This window comes from Photobacterium japonica (genome assembly GCF_050337005.1).
GTDB lineage: Bacteria > Pseudomonadota > Gammaproteobacteria > Enterobacterales > Vibrionaceae > Photobacterium > Photobacterium japonica.
On the sequence record NZ_JAKJSN010000033.1, the window covers coordinates 1 to 16807 of the forward strand.

Below are 16807 nucleotides of genomic sequence, written 5' to 3' on the forward strand. Positions count from 1 at the left end.
GTCATCGCATTTAGTTAATAATATATAACTATAATTATATTGATTCCAATAAATATAAATACACATTGAAGAAATAATAACGAATGATATTGCAAGGTAATGTTTTATTTTCATGACACAACCTCATTAATATAATCAACCGCATCTTTTCTACCTAGGCTTATCAATTCGGCCTCAATAGGTTTCCAATTAATGACATCATTAACTTTGTTCTGAATTCCTACAATTGTTTTATACATGCCATGATAAAGTGCGACTGCAAATTTTAAGGTATCATCTTCAGAACGACCTGACTTAGATGCAGCATTAATACGAATGGTAATTTGAGATAACTTATTAAGTGGTTTATCTAATTGCTTAGCTATATAGTATTTTGTTGAATAATCATCAAAGTTCTTCTTTAAATATTTTGGTGATGATACATCTTGAAAGGCTGGTTGACCTAATTGCCCTCTACCAATCGTCTTTCCATCAATGCCTAACTTCTCTAGAAAACTAAGGCGCTTAGTTTCTGCAGCATAGATCTTGTTGAGTAGGTTAACCGTTAATCTTCTCTGTATAATACTTGATTGAGGAAATCCTTGTTTGACGCTATCAATAGCGTATTGTTGATTAAAATATTTTAGTGAAAATGATGAATAAGTGGATAATTTTTTTATTGCTGCTTTATCACGAGTAGAGACTATTCTTAGCCCCTTTAATGCTAGTGCCTCGTATAAGCGAAGAATGTTTTCAGCGCTTAGAGATTTTATTTCCTGATTAGATAGTCGGCTTACAATGTTTTGTGCAACATTGTCTATTTGATTTCGTGGTGCATTATGTAATTGGTTCTTAATGTTCATGTATAAGTATCCATAAAATGAATACATGATTTCATATAACAGCTTTGTATCAATGCCATTATTTTAACTTGTGGAAGTACCTCTCAAAAGACCATTTCCGTTTACTTCTGTTTTGCTGTGTCAGTCTGAGCGTCTATCTCAAAGTGAGCTATATCTTCAACTGCTGGTGGACATACTCACGGATATACGGCACTACTTCTTCTTCAAACCACGGGTTTTTCTTTAGCCATAAGGTATTGCGGGGAGACGGGTGCGGCATCGGGATATAGCGCGGTGCCCAATTTCGCCACTGGCGGACGGTGTCCGTTAAGGTCTTCGGGCGGTCGGGCAGGTAGCGTTGCTGGGCATACTGACCGATCAGCAGTGTCATGCCTAGTTGTGGCAGCAAAGGCAGCACATGCGGGTGCCATTGCGGAGCACACTCTGGCCGAGGCGGTAAATCCCCGGATTTGCCTTTGCCCGGATAACACAAGCCCATCGGCATGATGGCGATTTGGCACGGGTCATAAAAAGTCTCCGGAGCGATGTCGAGCCAGCGACGCAGGCGGTCGCCGCTGGGATCATGCCAAGGAATGCCGCTTTCATGCACCCGTAGCCCCGGCGCCTGACCGATGATCAACAGTTTCGCGCTGCTCGCTGCCTGAATCACCGGGCGAGGCCCTAGTGGGAGATGATCCGCGCAGATCGTGCAGCGCCTTACTTGATCCAGTAGGTTATCAAGTTGTTGCGTCATCGCCAGTATCCTTTAGGTATGAGAAACGTTGGTATGGACTGCTGGCATGGGTTGATTGGTATAAATAGCTCGGCATTGAGCGTTTGGCTCCTATTTAATAGCCACGGGCAAAATCGATTTGATACAGCAAGGGCTCACCTTGGTGCCAGCGGCGGTAGTTATCGGCAAAAATGGCCATCACCTGCTCAGGGAAGCTCTCTGCCGCGATATGCGGGGTCACACTGATCTGTGGATGCCGCCAGAACGGGTGAGTGGCAGGTAGAGGCTCTTGCTGGAACACATCCAAGAAGGCATGGTGAATATGCCCCTTCTCGATAGCCTGCAACAACCCTTGCTCGCACACGGCATTGCCGCGTCCTACGTTGAACAACATGGCGTCCTGACAATGCGCCAGGCTATTTGCATTGAGCAGGTGGTGTGTCGCTGAGGTCGCTGGGAGCACAGAGACCACCACATCAGCCTGTGCCAGTGCTTCTGGCAAGGCATTGATGGCATAGCAGCGGGTAAACGTCGGTTCCGCAGTTGTGCCAGTGCGGTTGACGCCGATGACCTGCATACCGAAAGCGTGTGCCACTCGGGCTAAATGGCTGCCAATACTGCCTGTTCCCAGAATGACGATGCGTTGCCCTGCAATCGTCCGATAAGGCTGTGGCTGCCAGTGTTGCTGCTGTTGTTGCTGGTGGTAGGTGGCGACATGACGGGTCTGGTTCAGGAGTTGGCCAAACACGTATTCCGCGATTAAGGGCCCAAAGCAGCCTTTGATATTGGTCAGGCAGTAATCTTGTCGCAACGCGGGATGAATGAGGGCGTCGACACCCGCGTACGTCGATTGCAACCAGCGCAGGCGAGGAAATTGCCCCAGTTTCGCGATGATCGCTGGGGGATCCGCTAAAATGATGGAAGCGCGCTGGGGATCGTGGGTGAGGCTCAATTCAGGCAGTTGCGCTTGATGGAGCAAATCCTCGTAAAGGGCTTGCTGGCGGGAGACTATCATTACCTCATGCATTCTCTTATATCCCTTTTTCATATGTTGAAGTAGCCGGGGGATCGCAGTAAGATCCGGATCAAATCACTATTGCAGACAATCTAATGCTAAAGAATCCTGTTCAGCTTCGTCTAGAAAAATTAGAACCATGGCAGCACCTTACCTTTATGGTATCGCTTTGTGAAAGAATGTACCCGAATTACGCATTCTTCTGTCAGGAAACTGAGTTTGCTGATGCGCAGAAATACCGCTCTATCCTGGACAGTATCTGGGAGATCCTGACGGTAAAAAATGCCAAGATCAATTTTGAAAACCAGTTGGAGAAGCTGGAAGAATTGGTACCAAGCACTGATGATTTCGATTTGTATGCGGTAAACCCAGCGGTTGATGCGTGTGTGGCGCTGGCAGATTTGCTGCATGCGATGCTGGATCGTGATTTGATGCTAGAAACGCTGGAGAAGCTGAGTTCATTGTCTGCGGAAACCGTGGCCGATCTTGAGTATGCTCAGACGGGCATTGAAATCACCAATGAAAACCAAAAAGAAAATGAAGCGGTGTGTGCCGAGTGGGACATGCAGTGGGCGATTTTCCGTGCATTGAAAGAAGCGGAACGTCGCGATATTGATCTGATCAAAGGTCTTCGCCAAGAGTTGCGTGAAGATCAAATCAGCAACATCGGGATTGAATTGTAATCACCCCCATAGGGTTGATGTTGATGATTAAGAAGAGCCGTTCTCGGCTCTTTTTTTATACCTGAAATACGCACATCGCAAGATGCAAGGTGAGGGCGATGATAACCCCTTATCGTATCCCTTACAGGAATGTAATCGCCCTGTTAAGTGCTAAGTTCTGAGTTTTTGTTTTAATTTGGCATAAACAACCAGTTTTGTACGGTGAGCCTCGGTCAATACACTTATTTTATTTTGTCGCTTGTGTTGAAGGGGGGCGGACGTTTATAACAGTAGACGAACGGGAAAGCACAACGCTTTCTTCCATTAACCTGTTAGCGAGGAATGAGCATGCATGATTTGAAGCACCCATCAGTCATGATCTCCCACAGCACGTCTGTGGCGACGACTCAGCTCCTCCTGCTCTCTCTGACACTGATTCAGGGCTGACAGGCCGTACCGATTTTCTGTCAGCTTGGATTGAAGCTGACAGGGCAAAATTTTCTTCCGACATTTTCCTCTTGCCTCTTCCTCCAAGCGACAGCTAGCGAGGATAACTATGTTAAGCACACGCAATATCGCCGCCTTAGGCTTCATGACTTTTGCCATGTACCTGGGGGCCGGTAATCTGATCTTCCCCCCCTTCTTAGGCTATCAAGCCGGTGAGCACTTTGCCGCGGGTATGACAGGCTTTTTGCTCACGGGCGTCGGGTTACCCGCGTTAGCGTTGGTGATGGTCGCATTGGTGCGAGGATCTGATAATCTGACCGCCGCGCTACCTCGTCCGATTGCGACCAGTTTTTGGGTGATGGTGTTCATTGTGATTGGCCCTGCGTTTGTGATCCCTCGTGCTATTACCGTAGCGTATCAATTCAGCGTAGCGCCGTTTTGGGGCGACAGTGGGTTGGCCGTGTTTACCGCCTTGTTTTGTGCGCTGGCGATTGTGTTCTCGCTGTATCCGGGCAAGCTGGTGGATACTCTTGGCAAATGGCTGACACCCATGCTGCTGGCGATTCTGGCGGCGATGGCACTGGTAGCCTTCCTGTTTCCGGGCGAAGCCGTTCAACAGGCGACAGGGCCGTACCAGAACGGGGCATTGGCGGAAGGCTTAACCCAAGGCTACATGACCATGGATGCACTGGGCTCTATCGGCTTTGGTTGGGTGATTTTCCGAGCCATTCAGAGCATGGGGATCAGCTGTCCGAAAGCGACCGCGAAATACACCCTGATGGCCGCCGTGATGTATGCCGTGGCCATGGCCTTGGTGTATTTGGCGTTGGCTTATATCGGGGCGACCAGTGCCGGATTGGGTGAGGACTTTACCAATGGCGGCGATATTCTTACCGCGTTCACCATTGCGCATTTTGGCACGTTTGGTGTGCTGTTATTGGGCGCCGTGATGATTCTGGCGTGTTTGACGACCGCGATTGGTGTCACAACGGCCGGCAGTGAATTTTACAGTCGCACGTTCACCGCAGTGACGTACCGCCGCAGTGTATGGGCAACGATGCTGGTTGCTGGCTTGGTGGCGAATGTCGGGTTAGATCAGCTGTTGGCGATCACCTTACCGGCTGTCGTCGCATTGCACCCGATAGCGATCAGTCTGCTGTTGATTGCCCCGTTGCGTAAGCAACTCAACCGTACGGCGATGTTGGCGGTATTGGCGACAGCCTTGGTGTTTGGTGGGATTGACGCGCTGCATATTCTCGCAGCCATGCCGGCGGGGATTGAACCGTGGTTCAGCCAGTACTTACCGTTGTATGCGTATTACGCAGGCTGGGTGGTACCGACGCTGGTGGTCTTAGGCCTGAGTTGGGTCGGCTGTGTATGGCGTCAAACGTCAGTTGGTGCCCTACAGGCATGCAAGAATAACGCAATAAACTAAATGACAGACAAACAAAAAGGGGCCGATGGGCCCCTTTTTTTGACGGTAACAAACAGATACTTTGCTTATTGCTTAGTCGTCTTTGCTCTCAATCACACCGTGGGTTTTCTTCCACTTTTCCCAGCGTTGGTAAGCCAACTGCTGCATGTCGGTGTTTTTATCCGCTTCATCGACGATCTCTTCACCCACCAAGTGTTCAAAGATATCTTCCATGGTGACCAGACCTTGTACCGTGCCGTATTCATCCACGACCAATACCAGCTGTGAACGCTCTTTCATCAGCTGCTCAAACGCTTTAGGGACGCTTGAGGTGTTCATGATCACTGGCAGTGGGCGCATAAGGGCACCCAGTTCACGTTGGCCGCGGCCCGCTTGGCTTTCAGCGAACAGCTCGAGGCGGTGAACGAAACCAATGATGTTGTCTTTTTGCTCGGAGTAGATCAACGGGCGAGAGAACGGGCTGTCTTTGTGTTGTGACAGGAATTCATTGATTGGCTGTTCAGCATCGATACGGAACAGCACCGGGCGTGGGGTCATGATCTTCGTGACGTTCACATCACGGAATTGCAGCAGGTTCGCCAGGATCTTCGACTCACCTTCTGCCAGCTCGCCTGATTCGTGCGCTAGCATCGCCATTGCGGATAGCTCATCACGCAGCTTAGGGGCTTCGTGACCACGGGACAGGCGACGCGTAATTTGTTCTGAAACCCAAACAAACGGGGTCAATAGCAATACCATCCAACGCAGTAACGTCGCGCTAAGCGGCGCAAGCTGGCGCCAGTATGTGGCACCGATGGTTTTTGGAATGATCTCAGACAGCAGCAAAATGCCGACGGTTAGTGCGCCCGAGAAGACCCCTAGCCACTCACTACCGAATACCACGGCAGCTTGTGCACCTGCGGTAGCTGCACCGACAGTGTGAGCAACGGTATTAAGCGTGAGGATGGAGGCAAGAGGACGGTCAATATTTTCTTTCAAAGCAGCCAGACGTGGCGCAGCAGGGTGACCTTGATGGCGTAGGGTGCCAATGTAGCTTGGCGAAATACTGAGGAGTACGGCCTCAAGTACCGAGCAAATAAACGAAACACCAATCGCGACAGCGATGTAAATCGTAAGGAGTATCATGGTTACCTTGGTTAATTACTAACGGAGATGCCTATATTAATCGGTGCAGGAGTGAATAAATACAACTATTTCATCTTTCACCTTCGTAACATTTTGTGAACTTGCGCTCACTTTATGGTTAAAGACTCCCCACCTAACCACAGGATAGCTGACAAACCTTTGCCACACGGGCTTCTTTTGAATTAGAGTTGATGCGTCTTAAGAAAAAACCTTAGAAGGGAAACCTAATGAACAAGACCCAACTGATTGACCTGATCGCTGAAAAAGCAGATCTTTCTAAAGCTCAAGCAAAAGTTGCCCTAGAGTCAACTCTAGACGGCATCACGGCTGCGCTGAAGGAAGGTGACCAGGTTCAACTAATTGGCTTTGGTACTTTTAAAGTGAACCACCGTGCTGCACGTACTGGCCGTAACCCACAAACGGGTCAGGAAATTCAGATTTCGGCGGCGAACGTTCCTGCATTCGTTGCTGGTAAAGCACTGAAAGACTCAGTGAAATAATCTATACTCCGCCAGGTCTCTTATCTGGCGGAGTTTTTCGATGAAACCTCTCTTTCTTTTTCTCTCCCTCTCGCTTCTGGCGGGATGCGCCTCCAGCCCGACGGTTACCGTTCCTGAAAATAGTCTGACGCCTGTTTTGACTCACACAGGGGGCGAAACCCTTGGCGATCAAACTGCCGTGTATTGGTATACCTCACAGCAGAACCGTCCGGTTCGTCTCGCTGATTATGTGACGACGGGCGATCAGGGCCACTACCAGTCTGATTACCGTTGGCGTGCTGGCGAGCTTCGTGAGTTGCAACGTGAAGGCGAACAATTCGACGAGCAGCAACTGAAACCGTTTTCCTTAACGGTGCGTTACGACACCCAAGGCCGTGCGGTCTTTCAACGTTACACCCTCGGTGATGAACGCATCCCCCTGACCAATACCCAGCTGTATGAGCTGACCAAAGATGCCCAACAGGGCGTGGAGGTGGTGAAGCAGCAGCGTCGCCAAGGCCAGAGCTTGGTCCAAGGCCATTGGCAGCAAGGACACTTCTACCCGTGTGGCAAAGAAACCGCCCTATCCGTGACCTTTACGCCAGCCTTGCCGGATCATGTGCGTCAGCAGTTTGAACCGATCCAGCAATCGGGTTACATGGCGGTAGTCGGGGACGTGAAGCGTGATGCACTGAGTGCGCAACAGTTGTTGATTTTCAATGATGCTGCGTCGCAGTGCCTGAGTGCGCCGGCTTTATTGGATGGTTAAGACTGTCTGTTAGACACAAAAAATGCGCCATTGGGCGCATTTTTTGTTTTGAGGACGGGTGGTTTTTACCGCGCCTTTTTCATCCGCGAGTGATTAGCTGTTTTGTTCACGTGCAATGGCACGGTAGCCGATGTCATTGCGGTGGAACATGCCATCCCAGCGGATCTGTGTTGCCAGCGCGTAGGCACGCTGCTGCGCCTCAGAAACCGTATTCCCCAGTGCTGTCGCACACAGGACACGGCCACCATTGGTGACGACATCGCCACTCTGGTTCGCGGTGCCAGCATGGAAGACTTTCTCGCCGTCCACTTCTTGCTGTGGTAAGCCACTGATCACATCGCCTTTGTTGTACGCGGCAGGGTAACCCCCGGCGGCCAGCACGATACCAATCGATGCACGTGGGTCCCACTTAGATTCCACGCTGTCCAGCTTGCCGTCAATCGCCGCCAAACACAGCTCAACCAAGTCCGACGCCATACGCATCATGATCGGCTGGGTTTCCGGATCGCCAAAGCGGCAGTTGTACTCAATCACTTTCGGCGTGCCGTCAGCGTCAATCATCAACCCCGCGTAAAGGAAACCGGTGTACGGGTTGCCTTCTGCCGCCATGCCGCGCACGGTCGGGTAAATCACTTCTTCCATGATGCGGTTGTGGATCTCAGGTGTCACGACAGGGGCTGGTGAATACGCACCCATGCCACCGGTATTCGGGCCGGTGTCTTTGTCGCCGACACGTTTGTGATCTTGGCTGGTGGCCATAGGCAATACGTTTTCGCCATCGACCATGACGATGAAGCTGGCTTCTTCGCCATCAAGGAATTCTTCAATCACCACGCGGCTGCCGGCATCACCAAACATATTGTCCGCCAGCATGTCTTTAATTGCGGATTCTGCTTCTTCCAGCGTCATCGCCACAATCACGCCTTTACCGGCGGCTAAGCCATCGGCTTTCACCACAATCGGTGCACCTTGTTCACGCACGTAGGCAAGCGCAGGTTCGATTTCGGTGAAGTTTGCGTAGGCACCGGTTGGGATTTGGTGACGCGCCAAGAAATCTTTGGTGAAGGCTTTGGAGCCTTCCAGTTGTGCGGCGGCTTGAGTTGGGCCGAAAATCGGTAAGCCAGCTTCACGGAATGCATCGACCACACCAATGACCAGTGGCGCTTCTGGGCCGACAATGGTCAGCTCAATCTGTTTCTCTTGAGCAAAGGCCACCAACGCAGCAATGTCTTCCACGTCGATGTTGACGTTTTCTAGCTTGGGTTCCAGCGCGGTACCGGCGTTGCCCGGTGCGATGAAGATAGTGTCTACGTTCGGGTTTTGTGCGGCTTTCCAACCCAGTGCATGTTCACGACCGCCAGCGCCAATGATTAATACATTCATCATTTTATCCTTCACTGCTGCGCCCTTTCTCCGATCTCTGCGTCACCCATGCTCACTTATGTCCATAAGCTCCGCGTGCGTTCCTTGACCTCGAAAAAATGGCGTTGCATTTAATGGCTAAAATCGCTCTTTTACACAGAAAAGAGCGATGTCCTTAATTGTTTAGTGACTTACGAAAAAGTCGGTACTCATCTAGATGACGAGAGGATCAGTGGCGGAAATGACGCATGCCCGTAAAGATCATCGCCATGCCGTGTTCGTCGGCAGCAGCAATCACTTCGTCATCACGCATTGAGCCACCTGGCTGGATCACACACTTGATACCGGCTTCTGCTGCCGCATCAATACCGTCACGGAACGGGAAGAAGGCATCAGAGGCCATCACGCAGCCTTCCACTTGCAAGCCTTCGTCTGCGGCTTTAATGCCCGCAATTTTCGCTGAGTACACGCGGCTCATTTGACCCGCGCCCACACCGATCGTCATGTCACCTTTTGAGTAAACGATCGCGTTCGATTTCACGTACTTCGCTACTTTCCAGCAGAACAGCGCATCTTTTAGCTCTTCGTCGGTCGGTTGGCGTTGAGAGACGACTTTCAAGTCATCCTGCGTCACCATGCCTTGGTCGCGGTCTTGTACCAGTAGGCCGCCGTTGACGCGCTTCACATCAAAGCCCGTTGTCTTGCTGCTCCATTCGCCACACTCTAGCAGGCGTACGTTCTTCTTCGCCGCAATCACGGCAATCGCTTCAGCAGAGACTTTCGGTGCGATGATCACTTCCACGAACTGACGCTCAACAATGGCGGTGGCCGTTGCCGCATCTAGTTCACGGTTGAACGCAATGATGCCGCCAAACGCTGACGTTGGATCGGTCTGGTAAGCACGGTTGTAGGCTTCCAGAATGTCTTTCCCCAGAGCGACACCACACGGGTTAGCGTGTTTCACGATCACACAGGTCGGCTCGTCGAACTCTTTCACGCACTCAAGGGCGGCATCGGTATCGGCGATATTGTTGTAAGACAGGGCTTTACCTTGAATTTGACGCGCGGTAGAGACAGACGCTTCTTCCGGGTTCGCTTCCACGTAGAAAGCGGCGGCTTGATGGCTGTTCTCGCCATAACGCATGTCTTGTTTTTTCTCAAACTGCTGGTTGAAGGTGCGCGGGAATTTTGATGCCTCGTCGCCTTCTTTGTTGTCGCCGTAAGACGGCACCATGGTGCCGAAGTAGTTCGCGATCATGCCATCGTAAGCGGCCGTGTGTTCAAACGCGGCAATGGCCAAATCAAAGCGGGTGGCGTGGGTTAAAGAACCGTCATGGGCGGCCATTTCGGTCAGGACGCGATCGTAGTCGTGCGCGTTAACCACGATGGTGACATCTTTGTGGTTTTTCGCCGCAGAGCGCACCATGGTTGGGCCACCGATATCGATGTTTTCTACCGCATCTTCCAGTGTACTGTTCGGGTTGGCAACGGTGGCTGCGAATGGGTACAGGTTCACCACGACCATGTCGATGGGTGCAATACCGTGCTCGGCCATAACGGCATCGTCAGTACCGCGGCGGCCTAGCACGCCCCCGTGAATCATCGGGTGCAAGGTTTTCACGCGGCCATCCATCATCTCAGGGAAGCCTGTGTGATCGGATACTTCGGTGACCGCAATACCTTGCTCGGCGAGCAGTTTGGCTGTACCGCCCGTCGAGAGGATATCGACACCACGTTCAGCAAGTGCTTGAGCAAATTCAACAATACCGGTTTTGTCTGACACGCTAATGAGCGCACGGCGGATAGAACGAGCGTTTTCCATTGCTACCATCTCTTATATACACGGGGAATATTTGCCAAAAGCCATCGCGTGGGGTGCTGGCTTTTGGTAAATACCCTCGGTTAAACTCAACGATACAGGGCATGCCTTTGCTAGATGGATCCTTGTGATCAACGTGGCATATTTTACATTAATTCTCGTGTTGCGCAAACGTTTGCTTTTTGGCGTTGTGTCATCCGTAATAGAAAGGGCTTACGATGTATTTGATTGGGCAGCTGGCCAAGCGCTGTGAGGTCAGCAGTGACACCTTACGCTTTTATGAGAAGAACGGCCTATTAGTGCCGTCAGGGCGCAGTGACAGCGGCTACCGCTTGTACAGTGAAGACGATCTATCTCGTATCCGGTTTATCTTGCGAGCGAAGGCAGTGGGCCTGAGCTTGGAAGAGATCCGTGAGTTGTTGGATATCCAGTTAGAAGCCTGCCAACACAGCTGTGCCGAGGTGAAAGCCATTACTCAGGCCAAGTTAGATGCCGTCGACAGTAAAATCGCGGAGCTGAAACGGATCCGCCGTGCACTCAAAAAAGTCAACGATGCGTGCTGTGGCCATGCCGACGATAATGCCAGCCATTGTTCGATTTTAGGGGCGCTGGGGGAAGAGGATAGCGTGGATGCAGTACGTTCAGCCTCCGGTTGTTGCCGAGGGCATTCCCACTCGTGAGCACGGCGTGCGTGAGGCGCTGTTTTGCTATAAATTCTATTGGGCACATGGGCGAGTTGTGATAGCTTCAAGCTATTAGATTGTTATTGATAGGGAAAGTCATGTTAAAAGTGAACGAATACTTCGATGGTCAGGTGAAATCGCTGGGCTTTGAAACCTCCGGTGATCGTGCCAGTGTCGGTGTAATGGCCCCAGGTGAATACACCTTTGGTACGGCCGCTCCGGAGCGCATGACGGTAGTGAAAGGGGCATTGACAGTCAAACTGCCAGGCCACATTGAATGGGAAACCTACTATGCGGGTGATGACTTTGAAGTCCCGGGCGATTCGTCGTTTGACTTGAAAGTCTCAGAGCCGACGGCGTACCTGTGTGATTACTTGTAATCATGCAACGCATGCTGACGTTGAACATAAAAAAGCTTCGCACTGGCGAAGCTTTTTTTATGTCTGCGTTTTTATCGGGGGCCTCTTGTGATCGCGCCCCCGAGAGGTTATCCATGCTTATGACTGCGGTGGGATGAGTACCGTATCAATCACATGAATGATGCCGTTGCTGGCAGGGATATCGGCGGTGATCACACTCGCGTCGTTGATCATCACTTTGTCATCGGTTTCGGTAATGGTGACCGGATCGCCTTGCACGGTGACGGGCAGTTTCAGTTTGGTCACTTCTTCTGAGGAAATCGCCCCTGGTAGTACGTGGTAAGTCAAAATCGCTTGTAGCTTCTCTTTGTTCTCAGGCTTTAGCAGGGCAGCCAAGGTGCCTTCAGGAAGCTTGGCAAACGCCTCATCAGTCGGTGCGAGCACCGTATAAGGGCCTTTACCTTCCAGGACCTCCACCAAGTCCGCGGCTTTAATCGCCATGACCAGCGTTTGAAAGTCATCATTGTTCGCCGCGACCTGAACGAGATTTTTTTCGGCTTGTGCAGCTTTGCTACTTTTGCTGTCGCCATGGTGGTCCGCCCAAGCCAATGGGGTTGCGGCAAGCAGGAGGGCGGTGAGAGAGAGTGAAATAGCACGTAACATCCGATTCATCAGGGATTACCTCTTCTGTGTGTAGGAGGGAGCTGTGTAAGCTAACCAAGAGAGAATACGTTCAGATAGGCAGTATGGTTCACTCGTGATGAGGAGGCGTCTTGAGATTGAGACAAACAAAAAGGCCTACACAGAATGCAGGCCTTTTTGTTGTCGACAGCACTAAGCAAGGCTTAGTTCATGCCGTATTTCTTTAGCTTCTTGCGAAGTGTACCACGGTTGATACCCATCATGGTTGCAGCGCGCGTTTGGTTACCGCGAGTGTACTGCATGATGGTGTCCAGTAGTGGCTGCTCAACTTCAGCTAGCACTAGCTCGTACAGATCATCGACTTCCTGACCGTTTAACTGAGCCAGGTAGTTTTTTAGCGACGCCTTTACAGAGTCACGAAGTGGCTTCTGTGTAATTTGGTCTTGTGAAGTGACAGTTGTTACTGTTAATGCTTCGGAAGTCAGATTTTGTTCGAACATATTCTGTTAGCTCTTCTCGTATTTATGCAACGTTTTCGAAGTAGCCTTGCAGCGCATCAAGTTGCTGTTGGGCATTCTCGATAGCGTTGAAGGTTTGGCGGAACTCACCTGCTGGGGCATGCTCTTTCAAGTACCAAGACACATGCTTACGTGCGATACGCAAACCGAGGAACTCACCATAGAAACGATGAAGCTCCTGAACATGGCCCAGCATAATGCCTCCCACTTCGGTCATAGACGGCGCAGGGAGGTGTTCGCCTGTTGTTAAATAATGGTGGATTTCCTGGAAAATCCACGGCCTTCCTTGCGCAGGTCGGCCAATCATCAAGGCATCGGCACCGGTGTAATCCAGTACAAAGCGTGCCTTTTCCGGCGAGTCGATATCACCGTTCGCAATCACCGGAATCGAGATCGCTTCTTTCACTGTCTTGATGTAATCGTATTCTGCCTCACCTTTGTACATACACGCTTTCGTTCTGCCGTGCAGAGCGAGCGCCTGAATGCCACATTGTTCGGCTAACTTGGCAATATCAACGCAGTTTCGGTTATCCAGATCCCAACCGGTACGCGTTTTCAGCGTGACAGGTACATCAACGGCATCCACCACGGTACGAAGGATCTCTTCGACCAAATGCGGATGCTGCAGCAGGGCAGACCCTGCTAAGCGTTTGTTGACCTTTTTCGCAGGGCAACCCATGTTGATATCGATGATTTGCGCACCGTTTTCAACGCTGAATTGTGCCGCTTCGGCCATCAGTTTAGGATCTGCGCCGGCAATTTGTACCGAGCGGATCCCAGACTCGCCTTCATGCACCATACGGTTCTGGGACTTGGCAGTTTTCCACAGGTCTGGATTGGACGACATCATCTCGCTCACAGCCATGCCTGCGCCGAAGCGAAGACATAGTTCACGAAATGGCCGATCGGTCACACCTGCCATGGGCGCGACTATCAGCTGGTTTTTAAGTTGATAAGGACCGATCTTCAAACGTCTGTTCCTGACTATGCCAGTAAGGGCGCGCATTTTACGCATTTTTTCGCATTCTGAAAAGGCCAATAATTGAGCATTTCGATTTTGAATTGCGAAACTGTCTTTTTTTCAATCGATTGGCCAATAATCCAGCAGAAAAATAATGCGTCAGGCCACCGGCTTACGCCTTGTGTCCAGAGATGCGACACCAGTCTTCACGTACGGTTGTTGGGTCTAGCGTCAGTTCGTCGCTGTAGTACGTCGCCACGTCTTCGGCTTGGGTTTCTAGCACGCCAGAAATTGCCAGTAGGCCGCCGTCTTTGACCAGGCTCTTGATCACAGGGGATAGCTCACGCAGTGGACCGGCAAGGATGTTAGCTACGACCACATCCGCTTGGATGTCTTGCGGCTGATCTTGTGGCAGGAATAGCTCAAGTTGGTCAGCTACGCCGTTACGCTCTGCGTTATCGCGAGACGCCAAAATCGCTTGTGGATCGATATCAATACCGATCACTTTTGCGGCGCCCAGTTTGATGGCAGCAATTGCCAAAATGCCCGAACCACAACCGAAGTCGATCACGGTTTTACCGGTCAAGTCTTGGCCGTCAAGCCACTCTAGGCACAGTGACGTGGTTGGGTGGGTACCCGTACCAAACGCCAAACCAGGGTCTAGCATTACGTTCACAGCATCCGGCTCTGGCACTTCACGCCAGCTTGGGCAGATCCACAGGCGACGGCCAAAACGCATTGGGTGGAAGTTGTCCATCCACTCACGTTCCCAGTCTTTGTCTTCGATTTGCTCAATTTTGTAAGCGAAATCGTCAGCGATCAGCGGGCTGTTTTTCAGCATGCTTAACACGAAGTCCATGTCCGTTTCTGCGTCGTACAGGCCGATCACATCAGTGTCACCCCAAAGGCGGGTTTCACCCGGAAGGGGTTCAAAAACAGGCGTATCTTGTGCGTCAAGGAAAGTGGCTGAGACAGCGCCGGTCTCTTCCATCAGCATGTCGCCAATAGCTTCAGCATTGGTTGCTGTTGCGTTAAGTTTAATTTGAATCCAAGGCATGGTTATTTCGCTTTTTTGGTTAGCTACGGTTCAAGGGTGCGGAGTCTAGCATGAATTTTAGGCAGTATAAAAAAAGATAGCACCGAAAGGTGCTATCTGAAGGGGGATTGGCGCGGTTTACGCTTGTTGCGGGGTCTGGACGGGGACGGGCTTGGCCAGACTGCCGACGACAAAGGTGACTAAGCCCACCAAGAGGGTCGGGATGATGGCGTGTAGGCCCCCCATGTCTGGCTTGATAACTGACAAACCGATGTAACAGGCTAAGCCGCACACCATCGAGGCAAAGGCGCCGGTGGCAGACGCTTTCTTCCAGTACAGGCCCAACACCAGTGGCCACAAGAAGACAGCTTGCATGCCGCCAAAGGCCAACAGGTTCAGCCAGATGATCATGTCAGGCGGGTTCGTCGCCGCGACAAACACCAGCACAGAGAAGATCCCCGTGACCCACAGTGACAGCCTTGGTAACCGCTTTTCGGCATCAGGGGCGGTCAGGGCCTTCGGGTTGATGTAGTTGAGGTACAGGTCTTTGAGCAGCGTGGCTGAGGCCTGAATCAACTGGGAATCGATGGTCGACATGATGGCGGCCATCGGGCCCGCGAGAAATACGCCCGCGACCATTGGCGGCAGGACGGTCATCATCAATGTCGGCATGATCTGATCCGGGCTGGCAATATCAGGTACTAATGCCCGCCCTAGCGCGCCCGCCAAGTGCATCCCCAGCATCAACAAGGCCACCATCGCGGTGCTGATCACCATGCCTTTGTGCAGCGAGCCACTCGATTTATACGACATGCAGCGTACGGCGGCGTGAGGCAAGCCGATGACACCAAAGCAGACCAAGACCCAGAAGCTGAGCATGAACGGCTGGCTGAGGAACTGATCGGGCCCATAAGGGGAAATCAGTGCCGGGTCGATCGCATGCAGCGTTGTGATCATTTCCCCGACACTGCCACCGGCGTGGACGATGCCGATCAACAGCGCGATCGTACCGATGATCATCATGATCCCTTGCACCGTGTCAGTCATCACCACGGCGCGGAAGCCACCAATGGTGGTGTACAGGCCGACGGTGACGGCAAACAGCATCAAACCGTGTTGGTAAGACAAGCCAGTCACGGTCTGTAACAAACGTGCCCCGCCGACAAACTGCACCACCATGGTACCGAAGAAAGCCAACAGCAACGCGAGTGAAGCGAAGATCACCACGCCCCGGTTTTTATACCGCGCATACAGAATGTCATTCAGGGTGAGTGCATTGTGGCGACGGGCTTCGATGGCAAATTTTTTGCCCAGCACGCCCAGTGTCAGCCACGCGGCCGGTAACTGGATCATCGCCAGCAGTACCCAGCCTAATCCCATTTTGTAGGCCGCACCTGGCCCGCCAATGAATGAACTGGCACTGGCATAGGTAGAGGCCAGCGTCATGGCGAGCACAAAGCCCCCCATGCTGCGGTTACCCACCAAGTATTCGGTGAGGAAACCGTTGCCGGTGTCACGTTTACGGCTGGCGTACAGAGCCACCGCAAAAACAGCCATTAAATAAAGGACGAGGGGAATAAGGAGTTGGCTATTCATCGGTAGACTCCGGTTCGATTTCCAGTGACATGTCTTGATAGAGGTATTTCACCATCAGGCCACATAGCACAGTAAACAGAATAGGCCCGAGTATACAGGCGAGCAGAAACCACAGAGGGAAGCCTCCGTAGAGTGTTGGCAGGGCTTCCTCTGCCCCTGACGGTGCAAAGGCATAGGCCGAAATGTACCACCAGGCAAAATAGGCCAAGGCCAGCCCGATTGCCCACTGGGCCTCTTTATGGGCCTGCTGATAGCGCGCAGATAGCGTTTTCATGGCGTTGTTTCCATTGGGTGAGTGAATATACCGTGAGGGATTCGCTCAATCTTCACACAAATTAAGGGCGG

At 51.6% G+C, this 16807-nt stretch carries 18 protein-coding genes; 6 read left to right on the plus strand and 12 right to left on the minus strand.

The genetic code is table 11. The features are described from left to right. Positions 1 to 110 precede the first annotated feature (110 nt). From L4C36_RS13865 to L4C36_RS13875, 3 genes are all read right to left on the minus strand, one after another. The gene (locus L4C36_RS13865) at positions 111 to 842 is read right to left on the minus strand and encodes a hypothetical protein (protein ID WP_428478394.1); all 732 of its coding nucleotides are present in this window, start codon (positions 840 to 842) and stop codon (positions 111 to 113) included. A gap of 148 nt (positions 843 to 990) precedes the next feature. After that, a complete protein-coding gene (locus L4C36_RS13870; RefSeq protein WP_428478395.1) occupies positions 991 to 1575 on the minus strand; it encodes a uracil-DNA glycosylase family protein in 585 nt (194 codons plus the stop codon). 94 nt (positions 1576 to 1669) lie between these two features. Next, on the minus strand, positions 1670 to 2581 hold the full coding sequence (locus L4C36_RS13875; RefSeq protein ID WP_428478396.1) for a D-2-hydroxyacid dehydrogenase: 912 nt from the start codon (positions 2579 to 2581) through the stop codon (positions 1670 to 1672). An 83-nt stretch (positions 2582 to 2664) separates the two neighbouring features. On the opposite strand from L4C36_RS13875, the gene L4C36_RS13880 reads away from it, so the two are divergent. Further along, positions 2665 to 3252, plus strand: a complete 588-nt coding sequence (locus L4C36_RS13880; protein WP_428478397.1) for a YjaG family protein — start codon at positions 2665 to 2667, stop codon at positions 3250 to 3252. Positions 3253 to 3787: 535 nt separating this feature from the next. Further along, positions 3788 to 5113, plus strand: a complete 1326-nt coding sequence (brnQ, locus tag L4C36_RS13885; protein ID WP_428478398.1) for a branched-chain amino acid transport system II carrier protein — start codon at positions 3788 to 3790, stop codon at positions 5111 to 5113. A gap of 72 nt (positions 5114 to 5185) precedes the next feature. On the opposite strand, the gene L4C36_RS13890 is transcribed toward brnQ, so the two are convergent. After that, positions 5186 to 6238 carry a CNNM domain-containing protein gene (locus L4C36_RS13890; protein WP_428478399.1) on the minus strand — a complete coding sequence of 351 codons (1053 nt, stop codon included), beginning with the start codon at positions 6236 to 6238 and terminating at the stop codon, positions 5186 to 5188. 227 nt (positions 6239 to 6465) lie between these two features. Between L4C36_RS13890 and hupA the strand changes: the two genes are divergently transcribed. Both hupA and L4C36_RS13900 read left to right on the plus strand, forming a co-directional pair. Beyond that, a complete protein-coding gene (gene hupA, locus L4C36_RS13895) occupies positions 6466 to 6738 on the plus strand; it encodes a nucleoid-associated protein HU-alpha (protein WP_428478400.1) in 273 nt (90 codons plus the stop codon). A 40-nt stretch (positions 6739 to 6778) separates the two neighbouring features. Next, the gene (locus L4C36_RS13900; RefSeq protein ID WP_428478401.1) at positions 6779 to 7486 is read left to right on the plus strand and encodes a DUF1481 domain-containing protein; all 708 of its coding nucleotides are present in this window, start codon (positions 6779 to 6781) and stop codon (positions 7484 to 7486) included. 93 nt (positions 7487 to 7579) lie between these two features. Here the strand turns inward: L4C36_RS13900 and purD are convergent, their stop codons facing one another. Together purD and purH are read right to left on the minus strand one after the other, a co-directional pair. Next, entirely contained in the window at positions 7580 to 8869 is a 1290-nt protein-coding gene (gene purD / locus L4C36_RS13905) for a phosphoribosylamine--glycine ligase (protein WP_428478441.1), read from the minus strand. A 208-nt stretch (positions 8870 to 9077) separates the two neighbouring features. Then, positions 9078 to 10670: a bifunctional phosphoribosylaminoimidazolecarboxamide formyltransferase/IMP cyclohydrolase gene (purH, locus tag L4C36_RS13910; RefSeq protein ID WP_428478402.1), complete on the minus strand. Its 1593-nt coding sequence runs from the start codon at positions 10668 to 10670 to the stop codon at positions 9078 to 9080. Positions 10671 to 10885: 215 nt separating this feature from the next. Between purH and zntR the strand changes: the two genes are divergently transcribed. Further along, entirely contained in the window at positions 10886 to 11347 is a 462-nt protein-coding gene (zntR, locus tag L4C36_RS13915; protein ID WP_428478403.1) for a Zn(2+)-responsive transcriptional regulator, read from the plus strand. A gap of 101 nt (positions 11348 to 11448) precedes the next feature. Further along, positions 11449 to 11730, plus strand: a complete 282-nt coding sequence (ppnP, locus tag L4C36_RS13920) for a pyrimidine/purine nucleoside phosphorylase (protein ID WP_428478404.1) — start codon at positions 11449 to 11451, stop codon at positions 11728 to 11730. Between the two features lie 117 nt (positions 11731 to 11847). Here ppnP and L4C36_RS13925 read toward each other — a convergent pair whose 3' ends face one another. From L4C36_RS13925 to L4C36_RS13950, 6 genes are all read right to left on the minus strand, one after another. Continuing rightward, positions 11848 to 12384, minus strand: coding sequence for a fasciclin domain-containing protein (locus L4C36_RS13925; protein WP_428478442.1), 537 nt, complete (start codon positions 12382 to 12384; stop codon positions 11848 to 11850). Positions 12385 to 12554: 170 nt separating this feature from the next. Continuing rightward, entirely contained in the window at positions 12555 to 12851 is a 297-nt protein-coding gene (fis, locus tag L4C36_RS13930) for a DNA-binding transcriptional regulator Fis (RefSeq protein WP_005372656.1), read from the minus strand. A gap of 22 nt (positions 12852 to 12873) precedes the next feature. Further along, entirely contained in the window at positions 12874 to 13839 is a 966-nt protein-coding gene (gene dusB / locus L4C36_RS13935; RefSeq protein WP_428478405.1) for a tRNA dihydrouridine synthase DusB, read from the minus strand. Positions 13840 to 14002: 163 nt separating this feature from the next. Next, positions 14003 to 14887, minus strand: coding sequence for a 50S ribosomal protein L11 methyltransferase (prmA, locus tag L4C36_RS13940; protein ID WP_428478406.1), 885 nt, complete (start codon positions 14885 to 14887; stop codon positions 14003 to 14005). 117 nt (positions 14888 to 15004) lie between these two features. Then, a complete protein-coding gene (gene panF / locus L4C36_RS13945) occupies positions 15005 to 16462 on the minus strand; it encodes a sodium/pantothenate symporter (protein ID WP_428478407.1) in 1458 nt (485 codons plus the stop codon). Then, entirely contained in the window at positions 16455 to 16736 is a 282-nt protein-coding gene (locus tag L4C36_RS13950) for a YhdT family protein (RefSeq protein ID WP_428478408.1), read from the minus strand. Before L4C36_RS13950 ends, panF begins: the two co-directional genes overlap by 8 nt. Between the last annotated feature and the right edge of the window lie 71 nt (positions 16737 to 16807).

What these genes read in the sequence shown, in the direction of transcription:
- L4C36_RS13865 (WP_428478394.1), bottom strand. Translation starts at nt 842, where the DNA reads ATGAACATTAAGAACCAATTACATAATGCACCACGAAATCAAATAGAC.
- L4C36_RS13870 (WP_428478395.1), bottom strand. Translation starts at nt 1,575, where the DNA reads ATGACGCAACAACTTGATAACCTACTGGATCAAGTAAGGCGCTGCACG.
- L4C36_RS13875 (WP_428478396.1), bottom strand. Translation starts at nt 2,581, where the DNA reads ATGCATGAGGTAATGATAGTCTCCCGCCAGCAAGCCCTTTACGAGGAT.
- L4C36_RS13880 (WP_428478397.1), top strand. Translation starts at nt 2,665, where the DNA reads ATGCTAAAGAATCCTGTTCAGCTTCGTCTAGAAAAATTAGAACCATGG.
- brnQ (WP_428478398.1), top strand. Translation starts at nt 3,788, where the DNA reads ATGTTAAGCACACGCAATATCGCCGCCTTAGGCTTCATGACTTTTGCC.
- L4C36_RS13890 (WP_428478399.1), bottom strand. Translation starts at nt 6,238, where the DNA reads ATGATACTCCTTACGATTTACATCGCTGTCGCGATTGGTGTTTCGTTT.
- hupA (WP_428478400.1), top strand. Translation starts at nt 6,466, where the DNA reads ATGAACAAGACCCAACTGATTGACCTGATCGCTGAAAAAGCAGATCTT.
- L4C36_RS13900 (WP_428478401.1), top strand. Translation starts at nt 6,779, where the DNA reads ATGAAACCTCTCTTTCTTTTTCTCTCCCTCTCGCTTCTGGCGGGATGC.
- purD (WP_428478441.1), bottom strand. Translation starts at nt 8,869, where the DNA reads ATGAATGTATTAATCATTGGCGCTGGCGGTCGTGAACATGCACTGGGT.
- purH (WP_428478402.1), bottom strand. Translation starts at nt 10,670, where the DNA reads ATGGAAAACGCTCGTTCTATCCGCCGTGCGCTCATTAGCGTGTCAGAC.
- zntR (WP_428478403.1), top strand. Translation starts at nt 10,886, where the DNA reads ATGTATTTGATTGGGCAGCTGGCCAAGCGCTGTGAGGTCAGCAGTGAC.
- ppnP (WP_428478404.1), top strand. Translation starts at nt 11,449, where the DNA reads ATGTTAAAAGTGAACGAATACTTCGATGGTCAGGTGAAATCGCTGGGC.
- fis (WP_005372656.1), bottom strand. Translation starts at nt 12,851, where the DNA reads ATGTTCGAACAAAATCTGACTTCCGAAGCATTAACAGTAACAACTGTC.
- prmA (WP_428478406.1), bottom strand. Translation starts at nt 14,887, where the DNA reads ATGCCTTGGATTCAAATTAAACTTAACGCAACAGCAACCAATGCTGAA.
- panF (WP_428478407.1), bottom strand. Translation starts at nt 16,462, where the DNA reads ATGAATAGCCAACTCCTTATTCCCCTCGTCCTTTATTTAATGGCTGTT.
- L4C36_RS13950 (WP_428478408.1), bottom strand. Translation starts at nt 16,736, where the DNA reads ATGAAAACGCTATCTGCGCGCTATCAGCAGGCCCATAAAGAGGCCCAG.